Origin of the sequence: Streptomyces sp. NPDC091287 (assembly GCF_044768525.1) — a bacterium.
Classification (GTDB): domain Bacteria; phylum Actinomycetota; class Actinomycetes; order Streptomycetales; family Streptomycetaceae; genus Streptomyces.
Window position 1 is genome coordinate 353,660 of record NZ_JBIVUV010000005.1, and the last position, 16,879, is coordinate 370,538.

Sequence of the window (16,879 nt, forward strand, 5' to 3'; positions counted from 1 at the left end):
GCCCTGTGGGGCCCGGACACGGCCGGGCGGCGGGCGACGGGCCCCCAAGGCGCGGACCTGCGCGTAAGGGGCCGGCGGGGGTGGTCACGGGGTCGGGTCGGAGGGTGCCGACGCCCCGGCGTGTCGGCGTGGACAGCATTTGTTTTGACCCAGCTCCGTGAGGTAGGTACGCTCAAGCCTTGTGCCTGGGGTGTGCCTGGGCTCGGGTGCGTGTCCTCAACCGCACCGCGAGTCCGTCAGTAGCCACCGCAATCTGTGCCGACTGCCGCCCTTGGGGCGTAAGTCCGCAGTATTCGACACACCCGACCGCGTGGGTCGGCGATGTTCCAGGTTAGTTTCACGAACGGCACACAGAAACCGGAGAAGTAGTGCCTACGATCCAGCAGCTGGTCCGGAAGGGCCGGCAGGACAAGGTCGAGAAGAACAAGACGCCCGCGCTCGAGGGTTCGCCCCAGCGTCGCGGTGTCTGCACGCGTGTGTTCACGACCACCCCGAAGAAGCCGAACTCGGCGCTCCGTAAGGTCGCGCGTGTGCGTCTGACCTCCGGCATCGAGGTCACGGCCTACATCCCGGGTGAGGGACACAACCTGCAGGAGCACTCCATCGTGCTCGTGCGTGGTGGCCGTGTGAAGGACCTGCCGGGTGTTCGTTACAAGATCATCCGCGGCTCCCTTGACACCCAGGGTGTCAAGAACCGCAAGCAGGCCCGCAGCCGCTACGGCGCCAAGAAGGAGAAGTAAGAATGCCTCGTAAGGGCCCCGCCCCGAAGCGCCCGGTCATCATCGACCCGGTCTACAGCTCTCCTCTTGTCACCTCGCTGATCAACAAGATCCTCCTCGACGGCAAGCGTTCCACCGCCGAGCGGATCGTGTACGGCGCCATGGAAGGCCTCCGCGAGAAGACCGGCAACGACCCGGTCATCACGCTGAAGCGCGCGCTTGAGAACGTCAAGCCCTCGCTCGAGGTCAAGTCCCGCCGTGTCGGTGGCGCCACCTACCAGGTGCCGATCGAGGTCAAGCCCGGTCGCGCCTCCACCCTCGCTCTGCGCTGGCTCGTCGGTTACTCCCGTGCCCGCCGCGAGAAGACCATGACCGAACGCCTCATGAACGAGCTGCTCGACGCCTCCAACGGCCTCGGCGCTGCGGTCAAGAAGCGTGAGGACACCCACAAGATGGCCGAGTCCAACAAGGCCTTCGCGCACTACCGCTGGTAGTCGCTACCCCCATCGAGACCGAGAGAAGATTGAGCCTTATGGCCACCACTTCGCTTGACCTGGCCAAGGTCCGCAACATTGGGATCATGGCCCACATCGACGCGGGGAAGACGACCACCACTGAGCGGATCCTCTTCTACACCGGTGTGAGCTACAAGATCGGTGAAGTCCACGACGGCGCTGCCACGATGGACTGGATGGAGCAGGAGCAGGAGCGCGGCATCACGATCACGTCCGCCGCGACGACCTGCCACTGGCCGCTCAACGATGTTGACCACACCATCAACATCATCGACACCCCGGGTCACGTCGACTTCACCGTCGAGGTGGAGCGTTCGCTCCGCGTCCTCGACGGCGCCGTCACCGTGTTCGACGGTGTGGCCGGCGTCGAGCCGCAGTCCGAGACCGTCTGGCGTCAGGCGGACCGCTACGGCGTGCCGCGTATCTGCTTCGTCAACAAGCTCGACCGCACCGGTGCCGACTTCTTCCGTTGCGTCCAGATGATCGTGGACCGCCTCGGCGCGACCCCGATCGTCATGCAGCTCCCCATCGGGGCGGAGGCCGACTTCACGGGTGTCGTCGACCTCGTGTCGATGAAGGCCTTCGTGTACCCCGAAGAGGCCGCCAAGGGCGAGATGTACAACACCGTCGAGATCCCGGACAACCTCAAGGAGTCGGCCGCCGAATGGCGCGGCAAGCTCCTGGAGGCCGTGGCCGAGAACGACGACGACATGATGGAGCTGTACCTGGAGGGCACCGAGCCCACCCAGGAGCAGCTGCACGAGGCGATCCGCCGCATCACGCTGGCGTCGAAGGGCACCGCCGACTCCGTCACCGTCACCCCGGTGTTCTGTGGCACCGCGTTCAAGAACAAGGGCGTTCAGCCCCTGCTCGACGCGGTCGTGCGCTACCTGCCTTCCCCCCTGGACGTCGAGGCCATCGAGGGCCACGACGTGAAGGACCCGGAGAAGGTCATCCAGCGCAAGCCCTCGGACGACGAGCCGTTCTCCGGCCTGGCGTTCAAGATCGCGAGCGACCCGCACCTGGGCAAGCTCACCTTCGTCCGGATCTACTCCGGTCGCCTGGAGGCCGGCACCGCGGTGCTGAACTCCGTCAAGGGCAAGAAGGAGCGCATCGGCAAGATCTACCGCATGCACGCGAACAAGCGTGAGGAGATCGCATCGGTGGGCGCCGGCGACATCATCGCCGTCATGGGTCTCAAGCAGACCACCACCGGTGAGACGCTGTGCGACGACAAGAACCCGGTCATCCTGGAGTCCATGGACTTCCCGGCGCCGGTCATTCAGGTCGCCATCGAGCCGAAGTCCAAGGGTGACCAGGAGAAGCTGGGTGTCGCCATCCAGCGCCTCTCGGAGGAGGACCCCTCCTTCCAGGTGCACTCCGACGAGGAGACCGGCCAGACCATCATCGGTGGTATGGGCGAGCTTCACCTCGAGGTGCTCGTCGACCGCATGAAGCGCGAGTTCCGCGTCGAGGCGAACGTCGGCAAGCCCCAGGTCGCGTACCGCGAGACGATCCGCAAGGCCGTCGAGCGCATCGACTTCACGCACAAGAAGCAGACTGGTGGTACCGGCCAGTTCGCGAAGGTGCAGATCGCCCTCGAGCCCATCGAGGGTGGCGACGCCTCCTACGAGTTCGTCAACAAGGTCACCGGTGGCCGCATCCCCCGTGAGTACATTCCCTCGGTGGACGCGGGTGCTCAGGAAGCCATGCAGTTCGGCATCCTGGCCGGTTACGAGATGGTCGGCGTCCGCGTCACCCTTCTCGACGGTGGTTACCACGAGGTCGACTCCTCGGAGCTCGCCTTCAAGATCGCCGGTTCGCAGGCGTTCAAGGAGGGTGCCCGCAAGGCCTCTCCCGTGCTCCTTGAGCCGATGATGGCCGTCGAGGTCACCACGCCCGAGGACTACATGGGCGATGTCATCGGCGACCTCAACTCCCGCCGTGGCCAGATCCAGGCCATGGAGGAGCGCAGCGGCGCTCGCGTCGTGAAGGGCCTCGTGCCCCTCTCGGAGATGTTCGGCTACGTCGGAGACCTCCGCAGCAAGACCTCGGGTCGCGCAAGCTACTCGATGCAGTTCGACTCCTACGCCGAGGTTCCGCGGAACGTCGCCGAGGAGATCATCGCGAAGGCCAAGGGCGAGTAACTCTCCCGAGCTCACGCTTTAGGCTTGTCACCGGAGCCGGGCGGGCATTGCGCACAGCGCGTCAGCACTGTGCGGAATGCCCCCGGCGCCGGCACCCCAGCAAAGATCACCTGGCGCCGATGAAGCAAGGCGTACAGAACCACTCAGGAGGACCCCAGTGGCGAAGGCAAAGTTCGAGCGGACTAAGCCGCACGTCAACATCGGCACCATCGGTCACATCGACCACGGTAAGACGACCCTCACGGCCGCCATTACCAAGGTGCTGCACGACGCGTACCCGGACCTGAACGAGGCCTCGGCCTTTGACCAGATCGACAAGGCTCCCGAAGAGCGCCAGCGCGGTATCACCATCTCCATCGCGCACGTCGAGTACCAGACGGAGTCGCGTCACTACGCGCACGTCGACTGCCCCGGTCACGCGGACTACATCAAGAACATGATCACGGGTGCGGCGCAGATGGACGGCGCCATCCTCGTGGTCGCGGCCACCGACGGCCCGATGCCGCAGACGAAGGAGCACGTCCTCCTGGCCCGCCAGGTCGGCGTCCCCTACATCGTCGTCGCGCTGAACAAGGCCGACATGGTGGACGACGAGGAGATCCTGGAGCTCGTCGAGCTCGAGGTCCGTGAGCTCCTCTCCGAGTACGAGTTCCCGGGCGACGACCTTCCGGTCGTCAAGGTCTCGGCGCTCAAGGCTCTTGAGGGCGACAAGGAGTGGGGCCAGACCGTCCTCGACCTGATGAAGGCCGTCGACGAGTCCATCCCGCAGCCCGAGCGTGACGTCGAGAAGCCGTTCCTCATGCCGATCGAGGACGTCTTCACGATCACCGGTCGCGGTACGGTCGTCACCGGCCGCATCGAGCGTGGTGTCCTGAAGGTCAACGAGACCGTCGACATCGTCGGTATCAAGACCGAGAAGACCACCACCACGGTCACCGGCATCGAGATGTTCCGCAAGCTGCTCGACGAGGGCCAGGCCGGTGAGAACGTCGGTCTGCTCCTCCGTGGCATCAAGCGCGAGGACGTCGAGCGCGGCCAGGTCATCATCAAGCCCGGCTCGGTCACGCCGCACACCGAGTTCCAGGCGCAGTCCTACATCCTGTCGAAGGACGAGGGTGGCCGTCACACCCCGTTCTTCAACAACTACCGCCCGCAGTTCTACTTCCGTACCACGGATGTGACGGGCGTTGTGACCCTTCCCGAGGGCACCGAGATGGTCATGCCGGGTGACAACACCCTCATGGACGTCTCGCTGATCCAGCCCGTCGCCATGGAAGAGGGCCTGAAGTTCGCCATCCGTGAGGGTGGCCGGACCGTGGGCGCCGGCCAGGTCACCAAGATCATCAAGTAGTTTCTGCTTGGTCCTTGGACCTGGTGGCTCACTGAGCCGCAAGAAGGGCCCCGCACCTCGAAAGAGGTGCGGGGCCCTTCGCCGTGTGCGGGGCCGCCGGGGTTACGGGGCCGGGGCGGGGCGGACATGGGTGTAGGGCCCCGGTACCTCAGGGCGGTGAGGTACGGGGGCCCTACGGTTCACGGGGCGGCGGGTCCGTCAGGTGCCCGCCGCCCGGGCGTTGGGGTCGGTCAGACGCCCGCGATCGACTGGATCCAGGACCGGTACGCGGTGACGTTCGTGTACGCGGTCGTGGTCTGCCGGTCGCTGGTGGAGGCGACGCCGACCTGGATGCCGTTCGCCGTCATCGGGCCGCCGGAGTCGCCGCCGGCGGTGATGCCGTTGCCGCGGCGGGCGCAGATCGCCGAGCCGCCGTACGCGTCACCGCAGCCGCCGGTGACCGTCACGTTGGCGACCTTCAGGTAGCGGGACTGGCAGTTGGCCTCGGAGCCGCACTGCGAGGTGGCGCCCCAGCCCCAGACCTGGACGCTCTGCCCGACGCTCACCGAGCCGGGCGAGCCGAGGCGGGAGTAGGTCGCCTGCACGGAACGGTCCAGGCGCACCAGCGCCAGGTCCGAGCTGTGGGTGTAGGTCTGGGCGCCGTTCGCGACCACACCGCCGCTGTGCTGGTCGAGGCTGCCGATGCGGAACGACAGGCCGCCGCCGGTGACGCAGTGCTTGGCGGTGAGGATCCAGGTCGGCGCGATGATCGTCGCCGAACAGGTCTCTCTGCCGTTCGAGAAGAGGCGGGCGGCCCAGGGCGCGTTCTGGGCGTAGCCGCCGCCGATGATCTGGGTGGTCGGGGGCGGGGCGTCCTGGAGCGGGGCCTCGGGAGCGGCCGAGGCGGAGGGTGCGAAGAGGGCGAGGACGCAGGCCGCTGCGGCGGCGGCAGCGGGCACGAGCCTGGATATACGCATGATTCCTCGTTTCGCGCGACACGCTGGGGTGTGCGTGTCCGTGGGGGATGGTGGGCAACAGGGTGCCGGAGCGCGACGAGGCCGGGGTACTAACGTTTGGGCATAACGCGGCGTTATGGGGCGGGAGTTGGGCCTAAAAAGCTTCCACCGCTACGGACGCCACACCCAGGGCGCGGCGTCCGGCCCGAACCCCACGACGGTCGGCCGTCCGCCCGCCGCGCCGAGGTGGAGGGCGACGCCGTCCAGGGCGATCGGCCCCCGGGACCGTACGGCGGTGCCCACGGCGGTACGCAGCTGGATCCGGCCCGCCGCGGAACGGCCGAGCAGGACCGGGCCGCCCGGCGAGGCGGCGACGGTCACCGGACCGTACCCGCCGAAACGGGGCGCGGGTGCGCGGTCGGCCCGCACGGCGACGAGCCGCTCCCGCGCGGCCGGCCGGTAGTACAGCTCCACGGACCCGTCGGGCGCGGCCAGTGCGCCGGGCGCGTGCGCGGGCACGGGGGAGTCGGTGAGCTGGGTGCGGGCGGTGACGTCCGTGTCCGGGGCGTCCTGGGTCCAGTGGTGCACGGCATGGTGCCCGGCCGCGTACACGTGGACGCGCCCCGCCGCGTCCACGACCGCCGTCAGCCCGTCCTGCACCTCGCCGCCGCCCAGATCCCGCCACCCGCTCCAGCGCCCGGTGACCGCGTCCCGCACCCGGGTGCTCAGCCCCTTCTCCGCGTTCCGTACGAAGAGGTGGACGCGGCCGTCCGGGGCGGCCACGGCGACGGGCACACCGACGCGGCGCCCGTGGTCGCTGCCGGTGGCCGGGTTGCCGAGCCCCCGCCAGGCGCGGAAGGGGCCGCCCGGCGAGCGCTGCTCCAGCAGCACGATCTCGCGGTCGTTGTCCGAGCCGTGCCCGGCGAGCGCCGCGAACCGCAGCCCGAACAACAGGTGCCGGCCGTCCGCCGTCGCCGCCGAGCCCAGCACCGGGGCGAGCGGGCCGCCGCCGAGGTCGTCCGGCGCGTTCCAGGCCCCGCTGCCGGGCACGCTCTCGCGCCACCGGACGGCACGCAGCCCCAGCACCCCGTAGACGGTGAGCCGGCCGTCCGGACCGGAGGCGACCTGTGCCCGGGGGCCCGGGTAGCGGTGGTGGGTGGAGCGGACCCAGCCCTTGCGGCTGGCCAGCGGCCGGTCGCCGCCGATGTTGTAGTCGCCGCAGCCCGAGGGGTTGCCGCACTCCCAGTCGGGCGCGCCGCCGTACGGGAGAAGGTGGGCGGCCTTGCGCTCCAGCACCTCCGGCGGCAGGTTCTTGGGCCAGTGGTGGTTGTAGTACCCCCGGAACGCCGCGACGACGAACCCGGGCACCGGCTCCCCGCGCCCCGTCGCCGCCGCCACCCAGCGGATCAGGGCCGCCCAGGCGAAGCATCCGGCCGGGGTGTGGTCCGCGTGGTCGGAGTACCCGCGCTGCTCACTGTCCCGGAGCCGTTCGTACTCGCTGGTGGACCGGAGGTCGGGGTCCGGGTCGAGGGTGTGCACGACGGTCGGCCGGTACTCCTCCAGCAGCCCGACGAGGACGTCGATCAGGGACTCGTACGTATACGAACCGGCCTTCTGCAGAGGGGAGTCGTCGGCGACGACGGTACGCAGCACCCGCCGCCGGTCCTCCCAGAGGCTGGGCAGCCCGAGGCGGCCGCGCCCGGTGTGCATCGCGGTGTTGAGGAAGATCAGCTCGACCCGGCGGGCCCCGACGGCCAGGACGTCCCGCTCGGCCCGGTGGCCGCCGCGCAGGGTGAGCACCGACCTCTGCCAAGGGGTGAACCGGTCGAGCCCGAGCAGCTCGGCGTACGCCTGGCGCAGGCCCTGGTGGCGGGCGGAGGCGTAGGCGGCGTGGTCGGGCTCCGGGCGCGGGGCGCCGGGGACCTTGTTGAGGCCGTCGGCCTCGCCCGCGGTGAGGTAGACGCAGACCACGGGGGTCCCGGCGTCGAGGGCCTCACGGGTGTCCGGGTTCATCAGGTACAGGTCGTCGTCGGGGTGGGCCAGCACCTGCATCAGCTGCGCCCGCCGGGTGCTCGCTATGGCCAGGCCCGGGGCCGGGTCGGGCACCGGCCCGCGACGCCGTGGAGCCGGCACGGCGCATCCGGCGGTGGCGGCGGCCGCGGTGGCCGCGAGGAGGAGCGTGCGCCGGGGCATCCGTATCCGGGACAGCACAGATCGATCCACCACGCCACGCACCCCGTCCGTCCCGCTTCCCCCGCAGCGGGCGAACGGCCGCCCTGTCCTGCGTACTCCCTGGTTCCGTCGCGGGCCATCGGCCGGTCGAGGCGTGCCCGCGGGGGAGTAGACGGGGATCGGGGCGGAAGGGTTGCGCGGTCAGGGAGTGGAGATTCGCACGCTGCACGCCTGGCTCAGCAGCGAGCTGGGTCGATTTCCCCCGCCTGCGGCCGGTGTTCGAATTGGCCACACCAGCGTCGTGCCAGACCCGCAGAGAGCTCTACTGAGCCTGGAGAAGGCCTGTCTCCGGCCGGGTGAGCCACCTCAAGTGATCGACCAGCCGCCCGACGTGGGAGCCGCGCAGGATCACCCCTACCTCGATGTTGTCCCGCAGCGCGCGACCGGTGAGGTTCGCGCTGCCCAGGAGCGCTGTGTGCCGGTCGGCTGCGATGACCTTGGCATGGAGGCTCCGGCGGGCCGAGGTATCGGTAGGGTGCCAAACCTGGACCCGGCTCCCCAGGGAACCGAAGGCGCGGACCGCTGAGGTCGACTCCTCCAGGAGCAGATCGGTGTGAACTCCTCGCGCGGCGGCTGCCCGCAGTTCGGACACGATCTCGTGGATGCCGAACGCCGCGAAGCTCGCGATGACAAGAGCCTCCCGCGCGGACCGTATGACGTCGACGGCGACGGAGCTCGTGAGACGAACGGGTATGGCAGGGCTGGTCGGGCCGCTGACGACCAGTTCGGTCGGTTCGTCCTCGGTGTCCTCGCGAGCGGCAGCCACCGCTCCGAGCGACAGAGCGAGGGCACTACCGGGTAGCTGGGGAGCTTCCTGCTGCCAGGCGATCCGCATCTCGGTCAGCTGGAAGGCCAGGCCGGCGGCTTGCTGGGCCGCGGCCCAGCGGTGGAATCCTTCGTCCGCCGGTCCGTCGGCCTGGTGCAGTTGCTGCTGGAGGGTGGTGAGCCGCTCGCTCGGAAGGCGTTTGCCCAGTGCGGCGAGCAGCATGGGCAGGCGGTCGCTCATGCGAGGAACGCGTTGGTGTTGCCGGCCAGCGTCTCCACGAGCAGCGTGCGGTCCAGATAGTGATTGCCCCGTTCACACGACGTCTCCGCCGCGAAGAGACAGGCGTGACAGGCGGCTCCGTGCAGGCGACCGTGCACTCGGGGATCGTGTTCCGCGCACATCGGGTCGGAGCTGCAGAGCCGCGCCTCCTCGATGGCCTGGTCGATGACGGGCCCGAGTCGGTTTTTCCGGCCGAGGGAGACGAGTCCGCCCAGGGTCCCCTCGCTGTCGGGCGCGGCGGTGTAGAGGAGGATTCCCGCCATGGGGTTCGTGCCCGAGCGCGCGTACACACGCTCGGCGATGCCCGAAGCGCCGTATCCGCATTCCAGGGCGAACGCGCGGATCAGCACGTGGGCGATGGTGTGCAGCAGCACATACCGGATTCCGGGCCACTGGGGTTCGATGCCACGGGCGAGGCACCACGTCACGTGGGCCGACTTCAGCATCTGCTCGCGGGCAGCCACGTCGGCACGTTTCTCCCACGCGGCGAGGCGGTCTTCCCGGAGTGCGAGGAAGACTCCTTCGCCCCGCAGTTCCGCGCACGGCACCCAGGACGGCTGTTCCCTCGTCAGTCGTGCCGCCTTGGTGGACGGGACGTCCTCCTGAGGCAGCCACTCAGGCGCGTCGATACGGGTGAACCCGGTGAGCGCGGAGACTTCACGCAGGCGGTGGACGAGAACGACGCGATCCAGCCAGGCGGAGGCGGTGGCGGGCACTCGCTCCTGCTCGGTGGTGAAGTCGGGCAGCTCGTAGCGGTGAGGTGCGGTGAAGGCCTTCCACTCGGGCGTGGTCAGATCGAATTCCTCGTCGTCCGGCTCGGCCGGCGTCGAGGATCCCGCGGACGCTGCCGCGGCTTCGCCGGTGACGGCCGCCCACACCTTCTCGACGCCGTATCCCTCCAGCTCGGGCCAGCACGCCTGGGTGGGTAGCAGCATCTTGGCGGCCTCGGCCGGAATGCCCGAGAGAGGGGCGAGAGACGACCAGTGTTCCCGTACGGTCTGGGTGAGCGGTTCATCCGCCCGGGGCAGGCTGAACACCCGCAACTGGGAGGCGAACCAGCTGTTGGTGGCGCCCAGTGCGATCGTTCGGGCCCGTTCGCCGCACTCTTCGAAGGTGCCCAGATGTGGGTGGTGGCCCCGGCACGCGGGCAGTTCCTGTTCACCCCGCTTGCCCATCGCCTCTGCCATCGAGCGGGCAGGCACCTGCGCACACGAGCACTGAACGAAGATGTTGGCCGCTTCACCCGTGGTGCCGCGTTCGACCAGGCTGAGGGTGCAGTCCGCGGCGTGGGCCGCCCCGCGGTGGACGAAGTACATCCAGGGGAAGTCGTCCATGTGCCCGTGGGGGCAGGCGATGAGAAACCGCGCGGGGACTGCCGTCGGCCGACTGCCACGGGTCCCGAAGCAGGTGTGGACGTAACGCGTGTTCTCGGGCCTGAAGTGGTCCTCTTTCAGTTCGAAGAGCCCTGAGGAGGCGGGCGACAGCTGGTTGCACTGCTCGCGGGAGCAGCGCAGCCAGCGCGGGAAGAGGGCCACCGGGACGCCGACCCGCGTCCAGTCCCCGAAGGGGTCGGATGTCTCCTGCATCTGCGGCGGAGTGCGGAGCGTGGTGACCTGAGCGCCCAGCCGCCGGCGCACGGCGGCCAGCAGCCGGTCCTCGGTGAGGGGTGTGGCTTGTACGAGGTCCCAGTGATCGAGCCCGAGAACCATGGCCGAGAGGTTGGGCAGGTCGGCGACCGCCCCCACCCCGTAGGTGTGCAGGAGCTGACTCGGGCGGAGCTCGCCCACGCGCAGGGGGCCATTGGCGGGGGCGGTCACGGCTGCTCCGGAAGTGTTGCGGGGCTGTCGGCGGGATCAGGCTGAGGCCGGGGTACGAACGAGGGCTCGGTGGCAGGGTCCTGGCCGACGTCCCCGACAAACATCAGCTGGACCGGGGGCTCCACCTCGCGCAGGGAAGTGGGGCAGGTCATCAACCGCCAGCTTCCCCCGTCCGGCTTCTTGAGCAGCGGGGTGACGTCTCCCTGGCGCGGGGCGGTGCTGTAGCCGAGCACGGCCCCGGGAGCGTTGCGCCGCAGGTCCCAGTGGTCGAGGCGCTGCTTGAGGCGCGCCGCCAGCTCCGAGCCGGCGTGCTGGTTGGCCGTCACGTCCTCGGCGCGACGCTGGAGGGTCCGGACGACGTGGTCGGCGAGCTCGCCGCGGATGTCGAAGAACTGGGCGCCTCGGTTGCCGTTGTACTGCTGCTTGAGGTTGCGTACCAGCGACGCCAGCACCCCGGTCAGGCCGCGGTCCAGGGCGCGGTCCGCGAACGGGGTGACGGAGAGGGCCTCCACGTGCTGGTAGACGGTGGCGTGGAACGATTCGAAGGTCTCGTAGTGGGAGAGGTCGCGCGGCCGGGCCCAGTTGAGGACGGTGAAGACGAGCCCGGGGGCACGGCGGCCCACACGGCTGGTCGCCTGAATGTACTCGGCTGTGGATTTGGGCTGGTTGTTGACCACCATCACGCCGAGACGCGAGACGTCAACTCCCACAGCGATCATGTTCGTGGCCAGCAGGACGTCGATGGGGCGGGCCGCCCCTTTCTTCGGTGCTCCCGCGGAGGAGATCTCCAGCCTCTCCAGGATGTCGGGGATGGCGTCGGAGGACATACGCGATGTGAGCTCCGCGGGTTCTCCGATGTAGCGCACGGCGAGGCCGCGCTTGTCGGCGCGGGTCAGCCGGGTGGAGATGTCGTCCTCGACCAGCCTGCGCATCCCGCCCAGGTCACGCAAGCTGTTGAAGTAGCCGACCAGCGTCATGTACGGGTCGGTGAGCTCCGTGCGTCCGTAGCGTTTATGGAGCTTCTGGGCGGCGGCGAGCTGGGCGACGTAGACCCGGATCGCCACGGACTTCGTCCGTACGCCCTGCGCGCAGATACCGACGTAACGACGGCCCGGGGTGTCCTTGGTGTCCCGGCGGCGTGCGAAGAAGTTGTCGTCGGCGCTGAGCCCGGGCGGAGGGAACACCGCGGTCCTGCGGTTGAACAGGTCGTTGATCTGCCGTTCCGCCCGCCGGACGGTGGCGGTGGACGCGATTACCTTGGGGCGTACGGTGTGGCCCGGCGTGATGTCCCAGCAGGCGAGCCGGTCGATGGCTGCCTCGTAGAGCCCGGTCAGCGAGCCGAGCGGCCCGGAGATCAGGTGCAGCTCGTCCTGCACGATGAGGTCCGGCGGTCGCAGCCGCGGGGCGTCCTTCGTGGTGGCGGCGGGATGGTTGCCTTGAGCCGGGTGGCTGTGGCGCTCCCACTCGCTGTCGAGCGCGTCGGCCGTGACGTAACCGTGGCGGGTGCAGCGCTTGCCGACCTGACCGAACAGGGCTTGGGTCTCGCCCTTCCATGGAAGTTGCGCGAACTTGTCGACGGTCGCGATGACGAGACTCGGTGGCAGCCGGTAGATCTCCTCGTCGACGACGAGGACCGGCAGGCCACGTTCGTCCGCGCCGACACCGAAGGCGCCTTCTCCGAACGGGCAGGCGAAGACGTCGGGACAGGTGATGACGGTGCGGCGCAGCGTGGTGTCGACCGTGATGTCCCGGCCCGCGTCGAGCTTGCTGCCGCACCAGGGGCAGCTCGTCAGCTGGTGGGGCGATCCGGAACGGCCGCGCCGGCCGCGCCCGCTCTCCTTGCGGCGGTCCTTGAGCCACGTGCTGGCCTGGTCGGTGTTGTTGGGCGTGACGCTGCCGCCGACCCACAGCCCGATGCGGAAAGGAGCTGTACCCCACAGGCCCGGGTTCGCACGGCGGATGGTCTCGCATGCGCAGATGAGGGCCGCGGCGCGCTGGAACTGCTGAATGGTGAGCAGACGCAGTGTGTAGCGCATCAGTACGGCGACACCGTGCTCGGCGTCGAGCCCGCCGAGACCGGGCAGGCGGCGTCGTATCGCCAGGGTGAACGCCGTGAGGCCGAGATAGGCCTCGGTCTTTCCGCCACCGGTAGGGAACCAGAGCAGATCGGTGAGAGCTTCCCGGTTGTCGGCGCGCTCCGGGTGCGCCGGGTCTGCCAGGGCCGGCAGGTTGAGCAGCATGAAGGCCAGTTGGAAGGGGCGCCAGCTGCGGTTCTTCGGCTCGTCCGCCGCCTGGACCGCAGTGTCCAGGGTGAGTTCGGGCCTGCGACGGCGTTCGGCCGCGGCCATGGTGTGTACGCGCTGCTGCCACATGGCGTGGTTGGCGAAGCGGAAGGCGTCGAGGGCCGGTCCCGCGTCGAGCAGGTGGATGCCGGCTTCGATCCGGTCGGCTGTCTTCTCGGCTCGCCGAAGATTCTCCCGGGCGTCCGTCTCGTATCCGTCGAGCCGGGCCGTGGGGTCGGTGATGCTCTGCCGGGCTCGCTCGATCCAGGCCCGGTAACCGTCGACGAGAGGCAGCAGAGCCGTGCGCAGGCCGGCCGGGGGCAGTTCGGAGAGCACCTGCATGTCGAGGACCAGGCCCTGCAGCTCGACCAGGTCCTGGTCCTGGCTCCCCAGAGGGTCGGGCACGTCCGTGTGCGGAATCTCGTACGTCGGTGCGGCGGCCGTACTGACCATCTCGGCGCGCTGCGCGTCCTGTTCGCTCGGCTGGGCGTGGACGCCGGTGCCGTGGCCGACCGCGAACTCGGGGAGGAATCGGTATCCCATGGCCAGGGAGCGGCGTTCCGCCTGTTCGGCGGGGTCGCTTCCGGAGCGGGGTGCGGTGCGCCGGGGGAGGAACGGGGCCGTGCCGGGCGGCCCGCTGAGCGAAAGCTCCGCCTGGAACAGCCAGTTACGTGAACCGCCTTGCGTGTCTTGCGCGTTGACCAGAAACAGCGAGACGAGGCGATCGCCCTCGTGGGTACGGCAACGGCCGCGGACCACCACGCCGGGAAAGTCCTGCGGCAGCACTTCCTGCGCTTCTATGGAGCCGTCGGCCAGCAGCTTGACGACCACCGAACCCTCATGTGCCGTCCGGTGCCATACCGAGCGGCTGACGGTGTTCTCGGGGTCGTTGGACGGCCCCGGCTTGTAGCGCGCCCAGGAACAGCGGACCCGCAACTCCTCCACGGCCCCGTCCACCCGCACGGTGAGACCCAGGGAGGAGGGCTGCAGGCTGGGGACATTGGGCGACTCCGGGTCGGGGTCCCCCTCCTCCGCGTCGGGGATCGCCGCGAGGCCCGCTTCGTCGAAGTCGGAAGGGTCCACCGGGAGTCCAGTGAGCTTCGGCCGCCCGTCCACCACGCCGCCGCCCGGTGCGAGGCGGCCGATGATGTAGTGCTCGGCCGGATTGCCCCGCAGCTCTTCCTCCGGGCCTCCGATCGGGCCTAGGAGGTCCGTCACGACGAGCTGCGCCAGCTCGTCCCGGAGCTTCTGAGGAGTGGGCGCGCCGAGCACGCTCCCGGTGCTGTCGGCGCCGGACTGCGGCGAGAGGTCATGTGGCTGGCTCACGTTGCTCACGATAGGCCCGACCACGGACAACGGGCAGGCGGGTCGGGCCGAAACTTGATCTGCCGCCTCCTCCGCTGTCCGGGGACATGGGTACTGTGTGCAACCGGTCGGAGCCGAGCGCGTTACGGGGTGTGCATGAATGAACGTCCGGCGAAACACGGTCTCTACGGAGTGCCGCTCCAGAGCGGCGACGCCGGGTACCAGGCCCCATCGGGACTCGGTCTCCCGCCAGGGCCCGTCGCGGGCGAGATTCCGCCGCCGACGGTTCCGCCGGACTCCGCAGGTCTTCCCGCCGCCCCTTGGCTGGAACCCTTGGAGTTGGGGGACAACAACCACAAAGGCGACTTCGGGGAGCAGTTCGTGCGGGCTCTCGCAACGGCGGCGAACCTCAACGTGTCGAACTCCCGTGACCGCCTGGGCATCGACTGGGAGCTGACCTACCCCGGCCGCGGCGGGACGAGGAAGTTCCCGCAGATCCAGGCCCAGGTGAAGTGTTGGAACCGGCCGGAGCAGGCCGGCGAGGAGTGGCGTTACCAACTTGCGGTGCGCAACTACAACCTGCTGTCCGGCCGGGACTACTACACCCCCCGGTTCCTGTTCCTCGTTGTCGTCCCCCGGAACGCCGACGAGTGGATCGAGGCCTCCCACGAGGGCCTGCTCCTGCGCTACGCCGCGTACTGGGCGTGCTTCCACGACCGCGATCCGGTCGACCCGGCCGGCGGCGACCGGTTGACCGTGTCCGTGCCGAAGGCCAATCTGCTCACCACGGAAACCTTGCACGATCTCTTCGGTGCCGAGTTCCGAGCGACGCTGGGGGTGTCATGATCGCTGTCTCCGATCCGGAGTTCAGTCAGGTCAACGATCTGAGCACTGCGTCCTTGCTGCGCTATCTGCGCGGCCGGGGCTGGTCCCCGTCGCGTGACTACGGGAGGGGCCAGTTGTGGGTGCTCACCGCCTCGGACGAATCCGGTGACCCCTATGAGGTGATGGTGCCGCTGGACCGGGGCCCCCGGGACTACGCCGATCGCGTCGCCGACCTGGTGGAGACGTTGTCCGCGGTGGAGGCGCGCCGGCCTGCCGACGTGCTCCGGGAGATGTCCTTGCCGTCCGCCGACTGGCAGTTCCTCCGCCTGACGCCGCCGGGGCCGTCCGGGACCGCGCCGTTGGTCGAGCTGGTGCCCGCCCTGGCCGGGCTGCGCGACCTGATGACCGCTGCGGCGGCCGCCGAGGCCGCCCCCGAGCCCCAGCCCGTTCAGCCCGCGAACAAGCCTCAGGTGGTCAAGGACCACGTGTCCTCCGTACGGCTGGACCAGACGCGAGTGGGCAGCTATGTCGTCGCCGTGCACACTCCGCTGCCCGGGGGGCCGGCCCAGGGCTTCCTGTTCGACCACGACTCTCGTGAGGAGCCGTTCGCGAGGCGAGTGACCCGGAAGCTGTACGCGGCTCTGGTCTGTGCCCGTGAGGCGGCTGACCTCACTGTCCGGGACGACGAGTTGGTCGATTTCACCCGCTTCGCTCATGGCGGGCTTTCGGCCAATCTCTGCGAGGCGCTCGTCAAGATCGGAGGGGAGGACGGGCCGGGGTTCTCCTTCGACTTCACCTGGTCCCCCGACCTGCCGGTCGAGCAGCCCACCGGCCGCATCGGGCTGGCACCGCCCCAGCTCGCAGCCCTGGACGCGGGAGCCAAGGACCTACGGGCGCGCCTGGGCCGAAGGGACATGACGCTGCTGGGATCCGTGGTGCGCCTGCATCGCGAGCTTCCTTACGGCGCGGGTGCGGTCACGGTCGCGGGGTACTTCGAGGACCGGGACGACAGCAGGCCGCGCCGCGTCAGGATGACCTTGGACCACCATGACTACGGGAAGGCCGCCGAGGCCCACCGTCGGGGTGACGAGGTGCTGGTGCGGGGGGACCTTGTCGCCCTGGGCAATGCTCCACGTTTGGACAATGTTCGGTCGTTCATCGTGCGACGCATGTCCGAGTGAGGAGACTCAGGGGCGGTGCATGAGTGGGCCCCTTGAGGAGCTCGGGGGCCGCGATGGGTTCAGGGGGTACGGGGATGGCATGGGACGAGTGGGAACAGCTCAAGGCCGAGGCCGCTGAGCGGCATACGGTCCAGGTGCGGCTCAACCAGGTGGGCGAGGACCCTGGTGGGGGCCTCGGGGGAATCCGGTCGAGCAAGGCTTCCTGGACACATGCGGGCGAGAGTGTCGGCAAACTGGCAGGGGACGCCCGAAAGGCCCTGTCGGCGTTGAAGCATGAACAGTCCGGCGCCGCGATCAGCGCTGATGTACTGAGCGGGGCAGCTCAGAAGGACGTCTACCAGTCCTGGAGCAAGTACATCGCCGGGATGCGTGACAGGTGCGTCGCTCTGCAGGGCCTGTTGGAGAAGACGGGAAACGACCAGTTCAAGAACGACGACGCGATTCGTGCTGCGTTTGATGGGTTGGCCAAGAAGTACGAGGATACAGACGGCGGCGGTCCCGACAGTCGGGCGCGGTGATTCGGGC

Annotated in this window: 12 protein-coding genes; 7 read left to right on the forward strand and 5 right to left on the reverse strand. The window is 69.2% G+C overall.

Going from position 1 to position 16,879, the window contains the following annotated elements; genetic code table 11:
- Positions 1-368 precede the first annotated feature (368 nt).
- The 4 genes from rpsL to tuf all read left to right on the forward strand — a co-directional run bounded on the left by rpsL (position 369) and on the right by tuf (position 4,732).
- Positions 369-740 carry a 30S ribosomal protein S12 gene (rpsL, locus tag ACIQRW_RS10595; protein WP_003948652.1) on the forward strand — a complete coding sequence of 124 codons (372 nt, stop codon included), beginning with the start codon at positions 369-371 and terminating at the stop codon, positions 738-740.
- A 2-nt stretch (positions 741-742) separates the two neighbouring features.
- Positions 743-1,213, forward strand: coding sequence for a 30S ribosomal protein S7 (gene rpsG, locus ACIQRW_RS10600; protein WP_007445917.1), 471 nt, complete (start codon positions 743-745; stop codon positions 1,211-1,213).
- Between the two features lie 38 nt (positions 1,214-1,251).
- Positions 1,252-3,381 (forward strand): elongation factor G, encoded by a 2,130-nt coding sequence (fusA, locus tag ACIQRW_RS10605; protein WP_215105403.1) that lies wholly within the window; start codon positions 1,252-1,254, stop codon positions 3,379-3,381.
- A gap of 157 nt (positions 3,382-3,538) precedes the next feature.
- Positions 3,539-4,732 (forward strand): elongation factor Tu, encoded by a 1,194-nt coding sequence (gene tuf, locus ACIQRW_RS10610; RefSeq protein ID WP_007445914.1) that lies wholly within the window; start codon positions 3,539-3,541, stop codon positions 4,730-4,732.
- A gap of 230 nt (positions 4,733-4,962) precedes the next feature.
- On the opposite strand, the gene ACIQRW_RS10615 is transcribed toward tuf, so the two are convergent.
- The 5 genes from ACIQRW_RS10615 to drmA all read right to left on the reverse strand — a co-directional run bounded on the left by ACIQRW_RS10615 (position 4,963) and on the right by drmA (position 14,369).
- Positions 4,963-5,688 (reverse strand): trypsin-like serine protease, encoded by a 726-nt coding sequence (locus ACIQRW_RS10615; protein ID WP_032790008.1) that lies wholly within the window; start codon positions 5,686-5,688, stop codon positions 4,963-4,965.
- 150 nt (positions 5,689-5,838) lie between these two features.
- The gene (locus ACIQRW_RS10620) at positions 5,839-7,860 is read right to left on the reverse strand and encodes a PIG-L family deacetylase (RefSeq protein ID WP_403757467.1); all 2,022 of its coding nucleotides are present in this window, start codon (positions 7,858-7,860) and stop codon (positions 5,839-5,841) included.
- Between the two features lie 301 nt (positions 7,861-8,161).
- The gene (gene drmC, locus ACIQRW_RS10625; RefSeq protein WP_403757222.1) at positions 8,162-8,905 is read right to left on the reverse strand and encodes a DISARM system phospholipase D-like protein DrmC; all 744 of its coding nucleotides are present in this window, start codon (positions 8,903-8,905) and stop codon (positions 8,162-8,164) included.
- Positions 8,902-10,761, reverse strand: coding sequence for a DrmB family protein (gene drmB, locus ACIQRW_RS10630; RefSeq protein ID WP_403757225.1), 1,860 nt, complete (start codon positions 10,759-10,761; stop codon positions 8,902-8,904). Before drmB ends, drmC begins: the two co-directional genes overlap by 4 nt.
- Positions 10,758-14,369 carry a DISARM system helicase DrmA gene (gene drmA, locus ACIQRW_RS10635; protein ID WP_403757228.1) on the reverse strand — a complete coding sequence of 1,204 codons (3,612 nt, stop codon included), beginning with the start codon at positions 14,367-14,369 and terminating at the stop codon, positions 10,758-10,760. Before drmA ends, drmB begins: the two co-directional genes overlap by 4 nt.
- A 135-nt stretch (positions 14,370-14,504) precedes the next feature.
- Here drmA and ACIQRW_RS10640 point away from each other — a divergent pair, with 135 nt between their 5' ends.
- The 3 genes from ACIQRW_RS10640 to ACIQRW_RS10650 all read left to right on the forward strand — a co-directional run bounded on the left by ACIQRW_RS10640 (position 14,505) and on the right by ACIQRW_RS10650 (position 16,872).
- Positions 14,505-15,194, forward strand: coding sequence for a DUF4365 domain-containing protein (locus tag ACIQRW_RS10640; RefSeq protein WP_403757231.1), 690 nt, complete (start codon positions 14,505-14,507; stop codon positions 15,192-15,194).
- Positions 15,191-16,354, forward strand: a complete 1,164-nt coding sequence (locus ACIQRW_RS10645) for a hypothetical protein (RefSeq protein WP_403757233.1) — start codon at positions 15,191-15,193, stop codon at positions 16,352-16,354. The genes ACIQRW_RS10640 and ACIQRW_RS10645 overlap by 4 nt, the downstream gene beginning before the upstream one ends.
- 74 nt (positions 16,355-16,428) lie before the next feature.
- Positions 16,429-16,872 carry a hypothetical protein gene (locus ACIQRW_RS10650; protein ID WP_403757236.1) on the forward strand — a complete coding sequence of 148 codons (444 nt, stop codon included), beginning with the start codon at positions 16,429-16,431 and terminating at the stop codon, positions 16,870-16,872.
- The last annotated feature ends 7 nt before the right edge of the window (positions 16,873-16,879 follow it).

Bases quoted from the DNA above. Each gene is read 5' to 3' on its own strand.
- ACIQRW_RS10620 (WP_403757467.1), bottom strand. From the start codon at position 7,860: ATGCCCCGGCGCACGCTCCTCCTCGCGGCCACCGCGGCCGCCGCCACC.
- ACIQRW_RS10645 (WP_403757233.1), top strand. From the start codon at position 15,191: ATGATCGCTGTCTCCGATCCGGAGTTCAGTCAGGTCAACGATCTGAGC.
- rpsG (WP_007445917.1), top strand. From the start codon at position 743: ATGCCTCGTAAGGGCCCCGCCCCGAAGCGCCCGGTCATCATCGACCCG.
- ACIQRW_RS10615 (WP_032790008.1), bottom strand. From the start codon at position 5,688: ATGCGTATATCCAGGCTCGTGCCCGCTGCCGCCGCCGCAGCGGCCTGC.
- drmC (WP_403757222.1), bottom strand. From the start codon at position 8,905: ATGAGCGACCGCCTGCCCATGCTGCTCGCCGCACTGGGCAAACGCCTT.
- fusA (WP_215105403.1), top strand. From the start codon at position 1,252: ATGGCCACCACTTCGCTTGACCTGGCCAAGGTCCGCAACATTGGGATC.
- ACIQRW_RS10650 (WP_403757236.1), top strand. From the start codon at position 16,429: ATGGCATGGGACGAGTGGGAACAGCTCAAGGCCGAGGCCGCTGAGCGG.
- ACIQRW_RS10640 (WP_403757231.1), top strand. From the start codon at position 14,505: ATGAATGAACGTCCGGCGAAACACGGTCTCTACGGAGTGCCGCTCCAG.